Origin of the sequence: Plastoroseomonas arctica (assembly GCF_018128965.1) — a bacterium.
Classification (GTDB): Bacteria; Pseudomonadota; Alphaproteobacteria; order Acetobacterales; family Acetobacteraceae; genus Plastoroseomonas; species Plastoroseomonas arctica.
Genome location: NZ_JAAEDH010000010.1, coordinates 123,522 through 140,985, shown reverse-complemented (window position 1 = coordinate 140,985; position 17,464 = coordinate 123,522). Strand labels below are relative to the sequence as shown.

General features: G+C 66.3%; 12 protein-coding genes, 1 tRNA gene and 1 pseudogene. 7 read left to right on the top strand and 7 right to left on the bottom strand.

The window, feature by feature from the left end:
* Positions 1-16: 16 nt before the first annotated feature.
* The gene (locus tag GXW79_RS10660; protein WP_211874367.1) at positions 17-1,435 is read right to left on the bottom strand and encodes a lytic transglycosylase domain-containing protein; all 1,419 of its coding nucleotides are present in this window, start codon (positions 1,433-1,435) and stop codon (positions 17-19) included.
* Positions 1,436-1,806: 371 nt separating this feature from the next.
* On the opposite strand from GXW79_RS10660, the gene GXW79_RS10655 reads away from it, so the two are divergent.
* On the top strand, positions 1,807-2,313 hold the full coding sequence (locus GXW79_RS10655; RefSeq protein ID WP_246503899.1) for an outer membrane lipoprotein: 507 nt from the start codon (positions 1,807-1,809) through the stop codon (positions 2,311-2,313).
* Positions 2,314-2,323: 10 nt separating this feature from the next.
* Here GXW79_RS10655 and GXW79_RS10650 read toward each other — a convergent pair whose 3' ends face one another.
* Positions 2,324-3,076 carry an arginyltransferase gene (locus tag GXW79_RS10650; RefSeq protein WP_211874366.1) on the bottom strand — a complete coding sequence of 251 codons (753 nt, stop codon included), beginning with the start codon at positions 3,074-3,076 and terminating at the stop codon, positions 2,324-2,326.
* 143 nt (positions 3,077-3,219) lie between these two features.
* Here GXW79_RS10650 and GXW79_RS10645 point away from each other — a divergent pair.
* Positions 3,220-3,294 (top strand) — tRNA-Gly (locus GXW79_RS10645).
* 319 nt (positions 3,295-3,613) lie between these two features.
* Here the strand turns inward: GXW79_RS10645 and GXW79_RS21440 are convergent.
* Positions 3,614-3,844 (bottom strand): SEC-C metal-binding domain-containing protein, encoded by a 231-nt coding sequence (locus GXW79_RS21440; RefSeq protein ID WP_246503913.1) that lies wholly within the window; start codon positions 3,842-3,844, stop codon positions 3,614-3,616.
* On the opposite strand from GXW79_RS21440, the pseudogene GXW79_RS10635 reads away from it, so the two are divergent.
* The 5 genes and pseudogenes from GXW79_RS10635 (at position 3,764) to GXW79_RS10615 (ending at position 12,016) form a co-directional block, all read left to right on the top strand.
* Positions 3,764-4,923, top strand: a pseudogene (locus tag GXW79_RS10635) (IS3 family transposase). The gene GXW79_RS21440 and the pseudogene GXW79_RS10635 overlap by 81 nt on opposite strands.
* A gap of 529 nt (positions 4,924-5,452) precedes the next feature.
* The gene (locus tag GXW79_RS10630) at positions 5,453-6,697 is read left to right on the top strand and encodes a tetratricopeptide repeat protein (protein WP_211874364.1); all 1,245 of its coding nucleotides are present in this window, start codon (positions 5,453-5,455) and stop codon (positions 6,695-6,697) included.
* A gap of 2 nt (positions 6,698-6,699) precedes the next feature.
* Positions 6,700-7,797: a PAAR domain-containing protein gene (locus tag GXW79_RS10625; RefSeq protein WP_211874363.1), complete on the top strand. Its 1,098-nt coding sequence runs from the start codon at positions 6,700-6,702 to the stop codon at positions 7,795-7,797.
* Between the two features lie 6 nt (positions 7,798-7,803).
* Entirely contained in the window at positions 7,804-11,400 is a 3,597-nt protein-coding gene (locus GXW79_RS10620) for an RHS repeat-associated core domain-containing protein (RefSeq protein WP_211874362.1), read from the top strand.
* Positions 11,401-11,413: 13 nt separating this feature from the next.
* Positions 11,414-12,016: a hypothetical protein gene (locus GXW79_RS10615; protein WP_211874361.1), complete on the top strand. Its 603-nt coding sequence runs from the start codon at positions 11,414-11,416 to the stop codon at positions 12,014-12,016.
* Between the two features lie 16 nt (positions 12,017-12,032).
* Here GXW79_RS10615 and GXW79_RS10610 read toward each other — a convergent pair whose 3' ends face one another.
* The 4 genes from GXW79_RS10610 to GXW79_RS10595 form a co-directional block, all read right to left on the bottom strand.
* Entirely contained in the window at positions 12,033-14,078 is a 2,046-nt protein-coding gene (locus tag GXW79_RS10610) for a type VI secretion system Vgr family protein (protein WP_211874360.1), read from the bottom strand.
* A 474-nt stretch (positions 14,079-14,552) separates the two neighbouring features.
* The gene (locus tag GXW79_RS10605) at positions 14,553-14,795 is read right to left on the bottom strand and encodes a recombinase family protein (RefSeq protein ID WP_211874359.1); all 243 of its coding nucleotides are present in this window, start codon (positions 14,793-14,795) and stop codon (positions 14,553-14,555) included.
* Positions 14,795-15,562, bottom strand: coding sequence for a DUF3489 domain-containing protein (locus tag GXW79_RS21795; protein ID WP_211874358.1), 768 nt, complete (start codon positions 15,560-15,562; stop codon positions 14,795-14,797). The genes GXW79_RS10605 and GXW79_RS21795 overlap by 1 nt, the downstream gene beginning before the upstream one ends.
* A gap of 963 nt (positions 15,563-16,525) precedes the next feature.
* Positions 16,526-17,464, bottom strand: a complete 939-nt coding sequence (locus tag GXW79_RS10595) for a LysR family transcriptional regulator (protein WP_211874357.1) — start codon at positions 17,462-17,464, stop codon at positions 16,526-16,528.

Genomic DNA, 17,464 nt, shown 5'->3' with positions numbered 1-17,464 from the left:
GCGGCCGGGCTTCAGCTCAGGGCGAGAGCACCGTGCAATCGCGCGAGCGCGAACGGGCGCAGGCCTGTTCCGCCGCTTCGCGCGAGATACCGGTCACGCGCGCGCGGTACAGCCGGGTGCTGCCCTGGCTCACCGGCTGGACGTCGGTGCGGCTGCCGAGCTGCGCGACCTGGTCGCGCACCTGGGACGCCGCGCTGCGTGCGACATTCTCCGAGGCGAAGGCGCCGACCTGGATGCCCCAGTTCTGCCTCGCACCTGCGCCGCGCGGGGCGGCCGGAAGGCTGCTCGCCTGGGCGGCACCGATCAGGCCAAGGCTGCGACCCGTGGCCGGCGCGGCATGCGGCGGCGGCGGTGGCGGCACCAGCGCCGCGAAGGCCTGGTTCCGGCTGCCGCGCGGCGCCGGGCCGGGAAGCGGCGCTGCGTTGGCGGCGAAGGCGGACCCACGCGACCCGCGCGGGGTGATCGCGGCGGGCGGCAGGGGCAGCGGCTCGGCATAGCTGACGGACGGCGGTGGCGCGTAGCTCGGGGCGGGCGCCGGTGCCGCGTAGCTCGGCGCCAGGGCCGGGGAGGCGCGCGGCGCGTCATAGGTGCTGCCGTCCGGGATCGGATCCATGCGGATCACGGCGCCCGGCGGCGGCAGCGGCGCGAGGCTCGCCACCTGGTAGCTCGACTCAGGCTGCGTATCGACCGTCTCCATGCGGATGACCGGGCCGGGCGGCAGCTGCTGCTGCGCCACCATGACCGACGGCGCGCTGTCACGCTGCTGGCGCTGCTCGCGGAGCGCCAGCATGGTCGCGGAATCCATCCGGCGCGGGCCGGGCGGAATGTTGGTCGGGATTTCGGCGGCCGCGTAGACCTCAGGCGGCGCGCGGCGCGTGGGCGAGGCACCTTCGATGCGGGGCCCGATGCGGGCCACGTAGTTGCGCGTCTCGTTGGGCAGGCCGCGGCTGGCCCAGAGATAGTCCTCGAGCCGGCGCGGGCCGGCATTGTAGGCGGCAAGGAACGCAGGGGAGCCGTACAGGTCGTACATCTCGCGGATGTAGGCGGTGCCGGCCATAATGCTGTCATAGGGATGGTAGGGATCATCGCCGAGGCCGTGGCGGCGGCGCAGCTCGGCATAGGTGCCCGGCATCACCTGCATCAGGCCCATCGCGCCGGCCGATGAGGTGGCGGTGGAGCGGCCACCGCTTTCCTGGCGCATCACTTCACGCACCCAGCGCTCCGGCACATCGAAGCGGCGCGAGGCCTCGCGAATATAGGGGCCCCAGGGATCGCCCGGCGGACCCGGCGGATCGTAGCCCACAGGGCGCGAGGCCGAACGGGTGGTCGTGGGGCCGGCCTGCTGTGCGCAGGCGCCAAGCAGCGCCAGCATCGCGACAGCCGCCATCGGCCAGAAACGCCCCGAACGGGCGCAGGCCTTCGCTGAAGGCAGCATCCCCTAGTCTCCCCTGCAACGGCGGCGCCAAGTCAGGCGCGCCCCCCACATCATGATCGGCACACAATCGGCAGTGACGGGCCTGGCGGACATCCCCCGATGCCGCGCAAACTCGATCTCGGTGAGCAGTCTTCATGCTTTACGCGAGGCAACTGCGCCAAGCCGTAAAGGAAGGCTCATCGAGAGGTCAAGCATCTTGCTGTAACGTGGCGACATGAAGGCGTGATCGTCCCGCCAAGGCCGGTGTGGTCGCGGAGCCCTCGTGCAGGCACGATCGCGCGATTCCGAAGCCATGGAATTTCCATTTTGGAGCCTCAGGCGTATACATATCGACGCGATAGCGAAATCATTCTGCCGAGCCGGAGTATCAGATGACGCGCCTCAGCCTTTCCCTTCGCCTTGCCGCTGCCCTGATGCTGGTGGGCAGCGTCGCTGCCTGCGGCCCGGCGAACCAGAACAGCACGGTCAGCACCTATGCCGTCGGCAGCCAGGGGTACGTGCGCTACGGCACCATCGTCGGCATGCGGCCAGTGCAGGTGGCGGGCACCCGCAGCGGGCTCGGCACCACCGCGGGCGCTGTCGGTGGCGGCGTGATCGGCAGCACCATCGGCGGCGACTGGCGCGCCCGCACCGTGGGCAGCGTGGCAGGCGCGCTGCTCGGCGGCATCGCCGGGACGGTGGTGGAAGAAGGCGTCACCAGCGGCCAAGCGGTCGAGTTCATCATCCGCTCCGACGACGGCCCCGACCAGGCGGTGATCCAGACCAACGAGCAGGGCCTACAGGTCGGCGAGCGCGTGGCGCTGTCCTACACGGATCGGGTGCGGATCGCACGCGCGGCGAATGCGCCGCCGGCGGGCTACAGCCCGGCCGGCAAGTAGGGCGTACGCCTCAGGGCAGCGCGTGGGCGAGCGGCGCGGTGGCGGTCTCGAGCGGCCGCCAGGCGCCGCCGGTCAGGATCTCGCTCGGCCGGAAGCGTTCCTTGTAGGCCATCTTGCGGCTCTGCGGCACCCAATAGCCCAGGTAGACATAAGGCAGGCCGAGCGCACGGGCACGGGCCACCAGCCACAGGATGGTGTAGGTGCCGAGCGAGCGCGCATCGGCGCCGACGTCGTAGAATGAGTACACCGCCGAGAGCCCGTCGCTGAGCCAATCGGTGAGGCAGGCGCCGACCAGGCGGTCCGAGGTGTCGCGGAACTCGACCATGCCGGTGGTGATCGGCGTGTCCTCGACCATGGCGCGGTAGTCGTAGAAGCCCATCGAGGCCATGTCGCCATCGCCGTGCCGCACCCGCTGGTAGCGCTGGAACAGCGCGAACTGCTCCGACGTCGCACGGGCGGGCGATTCATGGCCCGTGAGATCGAGGTTCGCGCGGCGTACCCGGCGTTGGGTGCGGTCGGGCAGGAAGGCTTCGGTCACGATGCGGATCGGGATGCAGGCCTGGCAGCCGGGGCAGACCGGCGAATAGGCGATGTTGTGGCTCCGCCGGAAGCCCGCCCGGGAGAGGCGGTCGTGCAGCGCCTCGGCGTCGCCGCCAGAGAGCTCGGTCACCACCTTGCGCTCCGTCCGGCCGGCCAGATAGGGGCAGGGCAAGGGCGCGGTGGTGTAGAAAAACTGCGGGCGTTTGGTGGGGCGCTGGAGCATGGAGAGGAGAGTGTCGGGGCTGGCCGGCCGCAAATCAAGCGTTGCATGCGCCGAATGGGGCCACGGCGTGTTGGATATGGCAGGACGGAGACGGCAACTTGCAATCACGGACGATCATGGTAGAGAGTCGCAACGTCAGGAGCGCGGGCGTAGCTCAGGGGTAGAGCACGACCTTGCCAAGGTCGGGGTCGAGGGTTCGAATCCCTTCGCCCGCTCCAGTCGGTTTCCCAACCTCACATTTCCCACGCGTCGATGGCGCCCTAAACCGGAGGTTTCCTGCGGTTTTGAAGTGGTGGCTTGAGAGTTGGAGAACGCGACGATCCCGGAAATCGCTCTCCAGAGGCGCGAAAGTCTCCGAAGCTTGGGGGTAGTACGATTTAACCCTCAAGGTGTAACGCGTTGATATTGTATCCTCTAGGCTAAGCAATCCTTCGAGTGTTTTAGCAAGCCGACCGGTTGCCAATAGGCATCTGGGAACAGCTTTCGCCACTAACCCCGAGCCGTATGTCGATGAGGTTTAGCCGTGGGGGACGAAACTCACCGTCCATGACATTGCTTGTATTTCCTACCCGCGCCACACGGACAGAGCTCGTTACGCCCTACCTTCCTACGGGGCTCGACGGCGCCCGGCGTACCACGACGCTTATCGATCAGCGTCTGCAGGGAGGCGGGGATGTTAACTTCCCGCTGACTCGGCCCCCCGAACCGCCGCAAAGTCTCGATAAGCCGCTTCTGGTTCTGAAACGCGTCGCGATGCCCCGGTGCCATCGCCTCTTCAAACGGTCGCAGCCGCGCCACTTCGCTTTCTGCAGCTTGGTGATCGCCGCAACAGGCGAGCACCACCGCATAGAGCGCTCGGGTCTCTATAACTCGTGCGGCGAGCCCAGTTCCTTGCATGGCCGTGAGAACCATCGCCTGCGCCAGGAGCGCGACATCTTGGCAAAGGCGGCGGCCTGGTTCGCGAGGGACAAGACCCCGTCCGGGTCTTCGAATTCATGAGCGCGCACCAGGCCGAATTCCCCATCCGTGTCATGGCCCGCGTGCTTCGGGTCTCGGCATCCGGCTACTACGCTTGGCGCCACCGGCCGGCCTCGGCCCATGCCCAGGCCGATGCCCTCCTTCTGCGCCGGATCCGGACCATCCATGCGGGCTCGCACAACACCTACGGCGTGCCGCGGGTGCATGCTGAGCTGCAGGCCGAGGGCACGGCGATCGCCCGAAAGCGCTTCGCGCGGCTGATGCGCCACGCCGGGCTGCGGGGTGTCTCCCGCCGGCGGTTTCCGACCACGACACGTCGCGAGCCGACGCACACGCCGGCCAACGACCTTGTCGGCCGGGTCTTCACCGCGCCTGGTCCGAACCGGCTGTGGGTGGCCGACATCACCTACGTGCCGACCGCGGCGGGCTTCCTGTTTGTGGCTGTTGTGCTCGATTCCTGGTCCCGACGCATCGTCGGTTGGGCGATGGCCACAGACCTGCGAACGCGCCTGGTCCTCGACGCGCTCGACATGGCGCTGACCACGAGGAAACCCTCCGATGTCGTGCACCACTCCGACCAGGGAAGCCAATACACGTCCCTGGCGTTCGGGATGCGATGCCGAGAAGCAGGCGTCCGCCCGTCCACCGGATCGGTCGGCGATGCCTATGACAACGCCATGGCCGAGGCGTTCTTCGCCACGCTCGAGTGCGAGCTGCTCGACCGGCGCCGCTTCCGCTCCCAGGCCGAGGCACGCATGGCAGTGTTCCACTTCATCGAAGGCTTCTAAAACCCGACCAGGCGCCACTCCGCCCTGGGCTACCTCTCGCCTATCGAATACGAAGCGAGGAAAATGCGCATGAAGGACTGATCGCTACCCGCAAACCGTCCACAAAAGCGGGGCAACTTCATTATGCCCGCGCTGCTGCCGCCGCTTTGGGTATGGATGGCTGGGGACAGGGCCGCTGGCAGAGGCTCGCCGCTGAACTTGCGATAGCGAGCGTAATCCCGCCTCTCGCCGGCGAACAAGCCACTTTCACGGTCGATGCCTCGCAGCACCCCACAACGGCGCCGCACGAGCCGAATGTTGGCGTGCCCTGGGCTGGCCTACCGCCCGCCGCTAAGCCTCGTCCGGAGTCCCAGCGCCGCGTCAGCCGCAGCAGCTTAATGAACGACTATTGGTGAGGGACCGTGAGACTGGAGGCTCAGGTCCGCTTCTTCGCCGATGTTTACCATCGGCAGATGGGCGCGAAGCGCTAGGCGTGCTCGGTGACGGTAATCGCGAGCGATATGGAATTACAACGACAGAGACCTTATTTCATGCTCTACTAAACCTTCTCCTGCGTCGTATACAAATCTATTTTGTTTGACGACCAGGGATTGAGTAAGAAAAGCATCCGATGCAAGAAATCCTTGATGTGGTTGCCGAAGAATTGCGCAGCTTCATTGCCCAACGCACGGACGTCGCGTTGCTCCTGCGTTGCAACGCTAGCGATACCCTGCCGATACTGACGGTACTCGAGAGCGTGGAGGCTGAGTCGGCCGCCGATCTGTTCTGGATTATGCCCGATGCATTTCATGATTCAGAATCCTACGCGGAGGCGATTACGGATGCCTTCTTCACACGCCAGGAGGCCGTGCGGCTCTCCCTCGAGGAGGAGGGTGCTGTCGCCTGGCCGCCAAATCCGCGCACTTCCGGCGAAGAACGTCCGGGCACTCCCGCCGACCGCCTGCGCCAAGCCTGTACCTTCTCGCGCGAAATGCTGCCCGACCCTGCGATCGGCGCCTCGGTTTGGGTTCTCAATCCACTCGAACTCCACGACGGCCCCGCGTTCTGTGCCCTGATGGCGGAACTGATCCGACACGAGCTACCGCGCCCGTGGTGCCAGCGTCTGCGCTTCGTCATTTGCGTCGGTCCAGACGACCCGGGGGCCGCGCTTCTCCAATCGCAACCCCGCGTACGCAGCTTCACGCCGGATTTTGGGCCGGACGCGGTCGAAAGGCACCTCTCCGCCACCGCGGAGGATGACACCCTTGCGCTCGATGAGCGCATGGGCACGCTGATGGTCATGGCCGGCGTCGACCAGGCGCTACACCGCCACGCCGACGCTCGCGAGAAATACGCGCTGCTGCACCGCTTTCACGACGCCACTGGCAGCGGCGTCGCGGCCGTCGCCCTCGGCGGGGTTGCCGAGGCCGCGGAGGCGATGGGCGACTTGGCGGGCGCCGGCGACGCATATGAGCGTGCCCTCGCGCTCGCGGGGCAGGAAACGCACCTGCCCGTGCCCCTGTACCTTAACCTCACCATGGGAATAGGCCGGCTTCGCCTGAAGGAAGACCGCTGCGCGGAAGGGGAAGCCTGGTTCGAAATGGCGCAGCAGCTCGCTATACTCGCGCGGAACGCTCCGATGCGGATCCAGGCACTCGAACTTCGCGGGGTTTGCCAGCATGCACAGCACCGCTACGAGTTGGCTGAGCAAAGCTGGATCGGAGGCTCGGTGCTTGCGGCGCAGCTTGAAGATGTCCCGGCCTGCCGAGGGTTGGTGCTCCGGCTAGCGCGGCACTACCGGGAAACCGGTCAGGTCGAGGCTGCGCGCGAGCGCCGCGATCAGCTCGTTGATCTCGGACACGCGGGGCCGATCTGATCATGGCCATTCCGGAAGGGCTCCGCGTCGCTGTGGACAAGCGCATCGGCGAGGTGAAGACAGGCGTCGGCCGTGCCGGCAACACCGGGAGCGACGTGGCCGCCGTTTTCGGGCAACAGGGAAAGGCGGCGCATGATGCTGCCGATGCCTGGAGCAACATCAATGCGCCCGCCCACAAAGGCGAGCCCAACGAGCGTCCCCCCACTGCGGGCGAGAAGACAGCCCGGGTGATCCGTGCCGCGCAGGCGACCGTCGGCGCGGCTATGGGCGCGCTTGGCAGCCTGAAGACCGCGCTCGATGTCGGCTTCGCGGATCTGACCGCGCCGCTCGCGGCGATGATGCCGAGCCTGCCCGCGGCAACGCTCGGATCGATGTACCTCGGCACGCCCCATGCGCACCCCACCCATCCGCCGAGCGGCCCGCCCCCGGTTCCGCCGACACCCTGCCCGAGCATGGGTGCGGTACTGCTGGGCGTGACGCCGCGCGTGCTCATCAACTCGATGCCTGCCGCGCGGTGCGACGACATCGGCCTCGCGCCGACCTGCATGGGCCTCCCACCGGCCTGGTTCAAGATCAAGACCGGCTCCTCCAACGTCTTCCTCGGCGGCGCGCGGGCAGCGCGCTTCGGTGACATCTGTGTCGCATGCAAAAACATTCCCGATCCGCCCTCCATTCCGGCCGGCAAGGTGATGGCGGCGATCGGGAAGGCGGCCGACGTCGCCTCCAAGGCCATGCACGTGGCGGGGATCGCCGGCGGCGTGCTCGGGATCGCCGCCAATGTCGCCGAAGCCGCCGTCGAGGACGACGCGGCGATGGCCTCGGGCAAGGCGCTCGCAGCCGCTATGGAGGTTGCGCAGATGGCGATGGACCAGGCGAAGGCCGCCGTGGAGGCCACCATGTGGAAGGACCCCACCCTGCCCCCGACCGGCAGCATCGGCGCCATCATCGATCCAAGCCACGCGACAGTCCTTATTGGCGGCTTCCCCATGATCAACATCCCCGACCCGGTGAGCGCGCTCTTGAACCGGCTGAAGCGCTACAAGGCGGCGCCAAAGCCGCCGGATGATGAAGGCGCCGGCACCGGGTCCTGCCCGGGCTGAGGCGGCATGCCGATCAACCTCGTCACGGGGGCATATTTCGATGTGGCGCTCGACCTGCATCTCGCCTGGGACGTGCCCTTCCACTGGCGCCGCTACTATGATTCGCGCCGCGCCGGCGAGGCGCTGCCGCTCGGGCGCGGCCAGACCCATTCCTACGACCACCGCCTCGTCTTCGACCTCGACGGGCTAAGCTACACCACCCCCTCCGGGACTAGGCACGGCTTCGTCCTGCCGACCGCGCGCCAGAGGGTGAGCACCAGCGCCGCTGCCCGACTCGAGCGCACCGGCCAGGCTACCTTCCGCGCCAAGGCCGCTGGCGAGCCCGAGGTCGAATTCGAGTTTGGCCATCCCGAACGCCCCGCGCGATTGATTCGACTGTTCCGCGGCACCGCCTTCCAGCAGCTCCACTACGACAATGCAGGTGCCATGGCGCTGCTCACATATGGCGACGAGCCGCCGCTCCATGTGCACCAGGACGGCGCTGGACGCATCCTCGCCCTCGAATGGGCGATCGGCGGCGAGTCGCGAAGGCTGTGGCAGGGCGAGTACGATGCGCGAGGCAACCTCGTCCGCGTCACCGATGCGCGCGCGAACGCCGAACTCTTTGCCTTTGACGGGGCCAACCGCATGACGCGGCGCACCGACCATAACGGCTACCGGTTCGCGATGCAGTATGACCGTCTAGGCCGCTGCGTCTGGTCATCAGGCGAGGGCGGGGTGCAGGCCGTGCGGCTGCGCTTCCAGGCCGGTGAAAAGCGAACTGAGGTGCAGCGCGCCGATGGCGGACTGTGGAACTTCCACCATTCCGACCATCGCATCACCCGCATCGTCGACCCCTATGGCGGCATCACCCAGCGCGAGTACGGCCCGGACGGCTCGCTCACCGCCGAGACGGGGCCTGAGGGAGAGACCCTACGCACCGTGCTCGACGATGAGAGTGGTTTTGTCGGCTCACCCTACGGCCCTCCTGCCGGCGTGTGCCTGCCGCTCGGCGACCCCTGGTTCACGGCCGCAAACGCACTCGCCTATCCACGCCAGCCAATGGGCTGGGACGGATACGCGGCCGGCCGCCATCTTGCGAGCATTACCCTGCCGCCGCGCGACGCGCACCGCTTCTGGCAAACAAGCTTGCCCCAAGCCGCCCTCGCTACGCTGAAGTTCGCCGGAGAGGACGGCGCCGCGATCCCTGCCACACCCTCGAGGATGGCCCCGCGCCCGGCCTCCCCTCTCGCCGATCAGGTCGCGCTGCCGGCGCGGCCGGCCATGCCTATGCCGAAGAAGCGCATGGCGCAGGCGGTGCCCGCTGGACGGGTGGAGCGCGACCCGCTCGGCCTCCTCATCGGCCATATCCGCCCCGACGGGGCGCGCTGCCGCTGGCAGTACGACGCCAACGGCAATGTCATCCGCCACGTCGACCATGCGGGGTCGGAGTGGCGCTACGACTTCGCCTCCTGGAACCACCTAGTGCGGGAGACCTCACCTCTCGGCCACGCGACGCAGTTCACCTATGGCCCGACCGAGCAACTGGTCCGCGCCGAGGATGCCGGCGGCACGATCACCGCGCATGCCTTCGACCTCAAGGACCGCTTAGTCGGCCGCGCCCGCGACAATGGCGCACGTGACTGGTTCCGCTACGATCTCTCGACGGGGCTCACCGAGCTCGGCGGGCCGGACGAAGCGCCGCGCGTAACCTTCCTCCCTGGCGCGCATGGGCGGCCGCTGATCGTCGCCCCCCGCGGCGGGGCGGAGCGGCAATGCGCCTATGACGCGCGCGGCCGGCTCACCGATGTCGCCGCCGAGGATGGCCCGAAGCTCGCCATCGCCTATGACTCGGTCGGCCACAGGGTGCGCGACCTTCAGGACGGGCGGGGCACGGAGCGCGCCTATGCCGGGTTGCAGCTCGCAGCGATCATCGTGCTCGAGCGCTACGTCACACGCTACGCCACCGACCCGGACCGGATGCGGCGGACCATCACCGACCCGTCCGGCGGCCGCCACGCGGTGCGCCAGCTCGAGACCGGCGTGTTCCTGTTCGAGCGCGCGAACGGCGTGAAGGAGCTCGTGCAATACGACTGGGATGGCCGCTGCCTGGCAAAGGCGCGCTACCACGGGACGGAATCCTACGCAGTCTGGGCGCGCAGCTACCGCTACTCGCCGGTCGGAGCCCTCCTAACCGCGACCGACACCACAGCCGGCGCACGGGTCTTCCACTACGACGCCGCCCATCGCCTGATCGCAGCGCACGGGCCGCGAGGCGCCAGTCAGCGCTTCAGCCATGACGCCGCCGGCAACCTCACCGCGGCACCCGCGCTGCGTGAGGCGTCGTTCCTGCGCAACCGTATTACCGGCGCGAACGGGCAGCGCTTCACCTACACCGAGCGCGACCACATCGCCTCGGAATGGAGCGATGGGGGGATAACACGCTACCGCTACGATGCCGAGGACCGGCTCATCGCGTGCGAGACGCCGCAGGGCAGCGTGAGCTTCGCCTACGACGCACTCGGCCGCCGCCAAGCCAAGACTTCGGCCGAGGGGCGCACAGAGTTCGTTTGGGACGGCGAGCGTCTGGCCGCCGAGATAGCGCCGGGCGGGGCTCTGCGCGTCTATGTCTACGCCGATGGCGACGCGATGAGCCCCTTCGCGTTCGTCGACTACGCCCATCTGGGTGCCGATCCCGCCGCCGGCGTGCTGCGCCACGTCTTCACCGACCAGGTCGCATGTCCCGTCCTGGTCGAGGATCACGGGGGGCGGCCACTGTGGCGAGCCGAGATTGCGCCGTATGGCGAGACGCGTATCTCGCCCGGTGCGCGCATAACGCTGAACCTGCGCTGGCCCGGGCACTATTACGATGCCGAGACGGAACTGCACTATAACCGTCACCGCTATTACAGCCCAGTGCTAGGTCGCTATATCCAGGTCGATCCGCGCGACATCGAGGGTGGGTTCAACCTCTACGGCTACCCGGCGCGGCCGCTCGACACGGTCGATGTTGACGGGCTCGCACCCTGCGCGAAAAAGGCGATGATCAAGGATGACGGGAAAGATGCCGCCCTGACGGCCGCAAAGAAGGAGGCGCAGGAGGTCGCCGACAACCTGCGCAAGGCGATGCAGAAGGCTGTCGATAACGAGGAAATGCATCCGCTGAACGCTGCTGGGGTCACGCTTGCGACCATGGTGGTCCTGCGCAATGATGGCACCTACGAGGTCGTTGTCACGGGCAACGTCAATCCGGCCAACATGCCAAAGCGGGTGCGGGAACAGATTCCGGAAGGTGCGCGCATTGTGGGTCACGGCGATGACCGACCGAAGCCTGTTGGCCAAAACGACGATGACTGGCGTTTCCCACGTACCAAGCCTAATGGCGAAGAGGATCCGACCACACACAAGCACGCCGAGCAGCGCGGATTGCGTGCGGTGGACTGCGACGATGACGCCAAGGGGGTTGCTTTCATAGCGCCGACGCGACCATGCTGCGAAGGCTGCAGTAAAGCCATTCAGACTCCCTGGAAGCAGAAGGGCGAGAAGGGCGGCGGTTGGGGCGGCGACAACGACAACGTGTCCGCCCACGGTCAACAGCCCGGGCGGCACGGCGATTTTTGGTAGCTGAGATGCAGCGATGATCAAGATGGAGGATCGCGAGGCGCTACTCGAGGCCGTCGGCTACGAGGCTCGCCTTGCCTATATCGCCTTCTGTGCCGAGCGCTGCTTTGCTGAAGCGCAGCGGCATAAGCGCGCAACCGAACAACTCGGGCAGGAGCCGTTGTTGCGTGAGGGCGTGGAACTCCTCTGGGCAGCGGCGCGCGGAAGCAGCCCTGAGCCCGCTCGGGTTGCAGCTGTACGCGAGCGGGTGGCGACTTTCGAAAAGCCGGATCCCGGCGGCGAGAAGCTTGTCTTTAAGCGTGACTTCGCGCTCGTTGCTATTGCCCGCGTGCTGACGAAAGGAATGCGCGTCCTGGCCGAGCCCGGAAAGGCGAAGCCGGCCTTCATTGTGGGGGTGCTCGACGGGCCTGGGATACTGATGGCCACGATCTACCACAACGCGATGGAGTGTTCGGACAAGGAAATCGACGTGATCGACCTGGCACTCGCGCGACTGCACGACGCGACGCCCCCCATCGACCGCAGCCTTTTCGACGGCATCCCTGATTGGACGCGCGGCAAGGTCGCGCGGCTCTACGCTGCCGGCGGGGTCACCGACACCCTGTCTGAAGAGGATTGACCCTCCTCAGCGCCGCTCAGTTGATCTTCACGATTGCGCCGGTGATCTCGTGCTGTCCCACCGCGGCCGAGTTGATCGCGGCCCCCGAGGTCGCCACCTTCTGCTTGTCGTAGACCGTGGCCTGGCTGCCGACGCCGATCTTTGCCTCTCCACTTCCGGTGATCTGCACCTTCGTCGATGAGACGGTGACCGAGTCACTGCCCAAGATCGAGATGTTCTTGCCCTGGATTGTGATGGTTCCGTCGGCCAGCATTGTGATGCTGCTGTCGCCGACCTCGAGTTTGATCTGCGTCTTGGCCGTGACCAACACGTCGGCAGCGGTTGACGTGATCTTGTGCTGGTTCTTGGACGAGCGCAACGCCGTATTGGCGGCCACCGAATGCGTGTAGTTGCCCTCCGCGACGGTGATGCTGGTGATGCCCTTGATCGTCTCTGTATGGGTGCCGTCCACGTTGATCTTGCGGTTGTTGATAACATGCTGGGTCTCGTCGTGCTCGACCACCGTCTCCATGTCGTACTGGGCGTGGAGATAGACCTTCTCCTTGCCCTTGGTGTCGTCGAAGGTGAGCTCGTTGGAACCGCCGCCGCCCTTGGTCGAATTGGATTTGATGCCTGATTTGACCGCCGCCCCGGGCAGGCCGTGCGGGGGCATCTGGTCAGCGTTGTAGACGCGCCCGGTCACGATCGGGCGGTCTGGATCGCCATCGAGGAAATCGACGATCACCTCCTGGCCAATGCGCGGGATCTGAATGGAGCCGTAGCCGGTCCCTGCCCAGGCATGGCTCACCCGTACCCAGCAGGAACTCTCATTATCCTCATTCGCGTCCGGGTTTCGATCCCAATGGAAGCGAAGTTTTACGCGGCCGTGCTTGTCGGTGAAGATTTCGGAGCCCGCCGGGCCGGTGACGGTGGCGGTCTGGGGTCCGCTCATCTGCGGGCGACGCGTGGTGATCGCCGGCCGGAACCGGACGTCCTGGGGGAAGCACTCGAAGCGGTTCTCGTATCCGGCGCTTTCGCCTGAGACGTGATCCGCCGGCTCGCGCACATCATGCCACACGCGGCGCAGGATATGCGGCGCGTCCGCCTCGCCGGGTATGCGGTAATCTTGCAGGGCGAACCGTCCCCCGGCGCAAAAGGCCGCGCACCCTCCGCGGCCTTCGACCAGGTGGTGAGAGGCTTCTTCGATCTCCATCAGTCGCCGCGTCATCTCGCGGCCCTGTTGGTTCTCCGAATACCGCCCCGGATAATCGAAGCGCTCGAACTCGCTGGCCCTGGGAACCTTGAGCAGGGTTTGGACATCCGCCTGCATCCGGTCGGAGGGGCGCTCGAAGTTGAAGTCGCGCTGCGCCCAACGGCTGGGCCGGAAATGCCAGTTGCGGTCCCAGCTCTGCACCTCGCCGGAGCGAAAATGTTCCCACGTTGATCCTTCGGGCGCGAAGCGGGGCTTGTTGTGAGGGGATGGCAAGTCTTTGAAAACCGCGTTCAGGTCTCCCAGGACCATGACGTGCCGACTTTCCTCATGCCGGAAGAAGTAGAATATGCCCTCCTCTTCCAACAGGCGACTGATGAAATCCAGCGCGGTCTCTCTGTATTGGACGCAGTACGTACGCTTTTTATATTGAGCTGCAGACAGATTGATTTGATAATCACTGAAGCCAAAGTTCTTGAATACGGATTCGATGATCTCGATAGTAGATTTATCCTGATAAATTCGACAGTCAACACTGTTGGCGAGGAACGCCAACCACGGCACAACTTCAGCACGGTAGAACCGGAAGCCGTCGTTCCGCATCGGTCCCGCCGAAACGCGCGCAATCCTTCCATGGAAGAAACGGGGTGTTGACGCCTCCGGCATGAGTCGGATTGAGACGCTATCGCTGATGAGTTGATCGGGTTTGATGTCGGTGTGATTAGAAATGAAAACCAACTCAAAATTGTAAAGCTCTGAGATGCCTTCCCGACCATTGAGGGAAAGACCGATGACCGCATCCGGCCCGAGGGAAGTGACCACCTTGAGAAATTCAATGCTGTGCGATGAAACAATCGAGGCGCTTGTGCTCATTGCTGTCTTCCGTAAATTTTGGCGATCCGCTCAATGATGATGCGGATGGCCTTTACGGGGCCCTCACCGTCGCATACCGCATGAACGACATAAGGCGGCTAGGAACGCAAACGCAACACACTGAACGAGGAATTGCGCTGATTTTGCGCGCGCGCAGCGCAGCGAAGCGCAGCGCGCGCTGACCGTTTGTCGCGGGTGGTCAATACTGGCGGAGCATAGCGCTCCCACACTTGGGCGCGGCTCGGTGCTTGTGACCACGACGGCCGCCCAGGACGACGCCTCGCGCTTTGGCAGCCTCCATGGCCGCCTCGGAGAGGGCGCTAACCAAGTCCCACTCCTATTGCGCCACGGCCGCCAAGATCCGCATCATCAGGTCGTCCGCCCCCTGCATATCGGCGGCGCGAATGGACACGCCATCCTCCAGCAGTTGGGAAAGGGTGTGCGCACATCGGGTGATGCGGTCCAGCCGGGCTGCTACGAGCACCCCGCCGAGTTGGCAGCATTCAGCAGCGCTGCCTGGAAGCCCGCGCGCCGGTCGTCCTTGCCGCTGGCGATGTCGGAGAATTCGGCCACCAGCACCCTGTCCTGGCTGGCGACGAAGCTGCGCACCGCCGCCTCCTGGGCTTCCAGACCCAGCCCACTCTGCCCCTGCTCCGCCGTCGAGACCCGATAGAGCCCGACCGCGAAGCGTGGCGCGACCTGTCGCGTTGGTGCCATTAGCCAGCCTCCGCCGAGGTGCTGGTGATCCCGTAGACGCTGTAGCTGCCCTTGGCACCCTGCTTGTTGGGGCCAACTTGGCGGATGCGCTCCAGCACCTGGACCTCAATCCCCTGGCGCGTCTTCAGCCCGGCGAAGAAGCCGCGCACCGTGTGCTGCGCCCAGCCTGTCGCCTCGGCGATCTGCGTGACCGTGGCGCCCTCGGCGCGGCGCAGCATGGCCAGCACCAACTCCTGCTTGGTCCCCTCCCGAGGCTTCCGCGGAGCGCCGGGCTCGCGCTGCAAGCGGGCGGACTTGCCGGCAAGGGTGATGCGCAGCGCCTCGATCGTGCGGGAGATCGGATTGTCCGTGGCGTCCCGCGCCAGGCTGGCGTCCCATGCCGCCAGGACCCGCTGCGCGGCGTCGCGCAGGCCCGTCCGCGGCGTCGTGGGATTGGCGCGCGCTCGGTCGAGCAGCGTGGCGTCGCCCGTCTGCATCCGCGAAAAGCGCGATCCGCCGTTGGCCTCGTCGGGCGGGCCGTAGATCAGGTCGTCGGAGATCCCGAGACGCTCGTGGCGGGGGCGGTCGTCGTACTCCGCCTCCGGGTCCTCTTCCGCGTCCTTCGCCTCGGCCCCAACGGGTGCGCCCCGGGCTGCTTCCGCGGCGGGGACGTCCTCACCCTGCAGCGCCGGAGTAACCGCCGCGGTCGGCGTCGTGTCGGGCGCGACGTCGCCCTTGTTCGGGTTGGTGCCGATGGCACGCAGCCCGTCATCGGTGATCCGCGCCACGATCCAGGTCCCGTCCTCATCCTGCCGCCACGCCAGACCGACATGCTCGCGCTGGCCGTTGGTCTCGGTGATCAGGTTGTTCTTCAGGAGCGCGCGGAAGACCGCGTTGCGCCCGCAGTTGGCAACGTCTTCGGTGCGCGGGCCAGTCCCGCTTCATTGTCTTCGTCTCCGGTCTCAGGCGGCCGACCATCGGCCCCCTACTGCCGGGAGCCCCGTCGGGACGCACCCGAGCGGGGCAGCGCGGGTGAGGCCCGCCTCGTTGCCGTGACCGTTTCGAACAGATCTCCCTGCCGATGACCGACCACTCGCTCGAATGCGGCCATGAGCAAAGTGAGAAGACAGGTCAGCAAATTGCTTTGATTTGGCTACGTCGATCACATGCTGATCTGCGGCGCAGGTGCGCGTCATCGAGCATCGCGACCAGTTTGATGCGAATGGGCGCGATGTGCTCGGGCCGGCGCGCGGGCTCTAGCTGTTCGAGCGTAGAATTGGCCTTGCGGCAGTGCTGAAGCATTTCTCTAGCGAGGTGGCGGTGCTGGCGATCTGACGTTGGGCAGGAGCCGTGCCAGAGCCAGTTTCCGTCTTGCGTGCGCTGGAGGTCGTAGCGGCCGACTTCCATCCACCAGCACCTCATTCTTCGAGAGGCGCTTGAATGGAACAACGCATCGGCTTTCCAGCCCCGACCGACGTCGCCAGTTCGGTGAGGCGACGTTGCGAATGTTGGTCACGCCGGGATCACTGCTGCGGCTCGTAAGCGCGAAGACGGGCGAAGGCATGCACACCGCGAGCGCGCGGTCTCGCGCTTTCCAAGACCGCGCCGACCAAGCTGCTGCATTTTGCGGCAGAGCGAAGAGGGAGCCGATGCCGTCCACATCCGCCGTGCCGCATGATTGGCGATAAAGAAATGCCCCTCGGTCGCGAGGCGGGGCGGGCGGTGCCCGCTGCGAGCCCGGCGGGACCGCTTCATTGTTTCGAACGCGACTGCTCGGGCGGATTGTGCGTCGCTATGCGGTGTCGGAGCCACTGATGCGCAGCCGAAGCGCTGTCTCGCTTATGCCAAAGCATCGACACATCAAACCGTGGACCGGCGAAGGGCAGCGGACTGACCGTCAGCGCTGCCGCGTTGGCACAGGCGACCGACAGCCGGATCGGCAGGGTCGCAATCGCAGGCACCGTCTTCAACATCAGCGGAATGCTCAGGAAATGTGCCGTCGCCATGATGCAGCGGCGGCCAAGACCATCCGTCTCTAACGCACCATCCACGAAGCTCGTGAACTCACCATGGAGCGACGGGACAATGTGCGGAAGCCTGGCGAAGTCGGCCCGTTCGATTGGGGGCGCCAACCCGAGCTGGGCACCATCGAACAGGCAGGCATGGCTCTCCTCGAACAGCACTTGGCGTTCCTGCCATGGCTGCACTTTCGGTAGCAGGCCGAGGGCCATGTCAATTTCACCGGCGTCGAGGAGATCGGACGCTGTTCGCCGATCCAGTGGGCAAACGGACAGCCCAATATCCCATCCGGAAGATGCGATCTCGGCCAACAGGGCGGTCAGCAGCACGCTTGCCGCATAATCTCCGGCGCCGATCGTGAACACCGTGCGGCCAAGGCCTGGGTCGAACGGTTCCGCCACGTCTGGAGAGAGGACGCGGGTTGCCAGCATGAGTGCTTCGCGCATCGGCTCCGCAATGCGCTGCGCACGTACGGTCGGCTCCATCCGACCGCCGGTTCGCACGAAGAGCGGGTCACGCGTGACCTCGCGCAGCCTGGCAAGGCCGTGGCTGACGGCAGATTGGCCGACACCCAACAGGGCGGCTGCGCGGGAGACGCTGCGCGTCTGCATGACGGCGTCGAAAATCTTAAGCAGGTTCAGGTCGAGGGCGGCACTATGAATGGTGTTCAT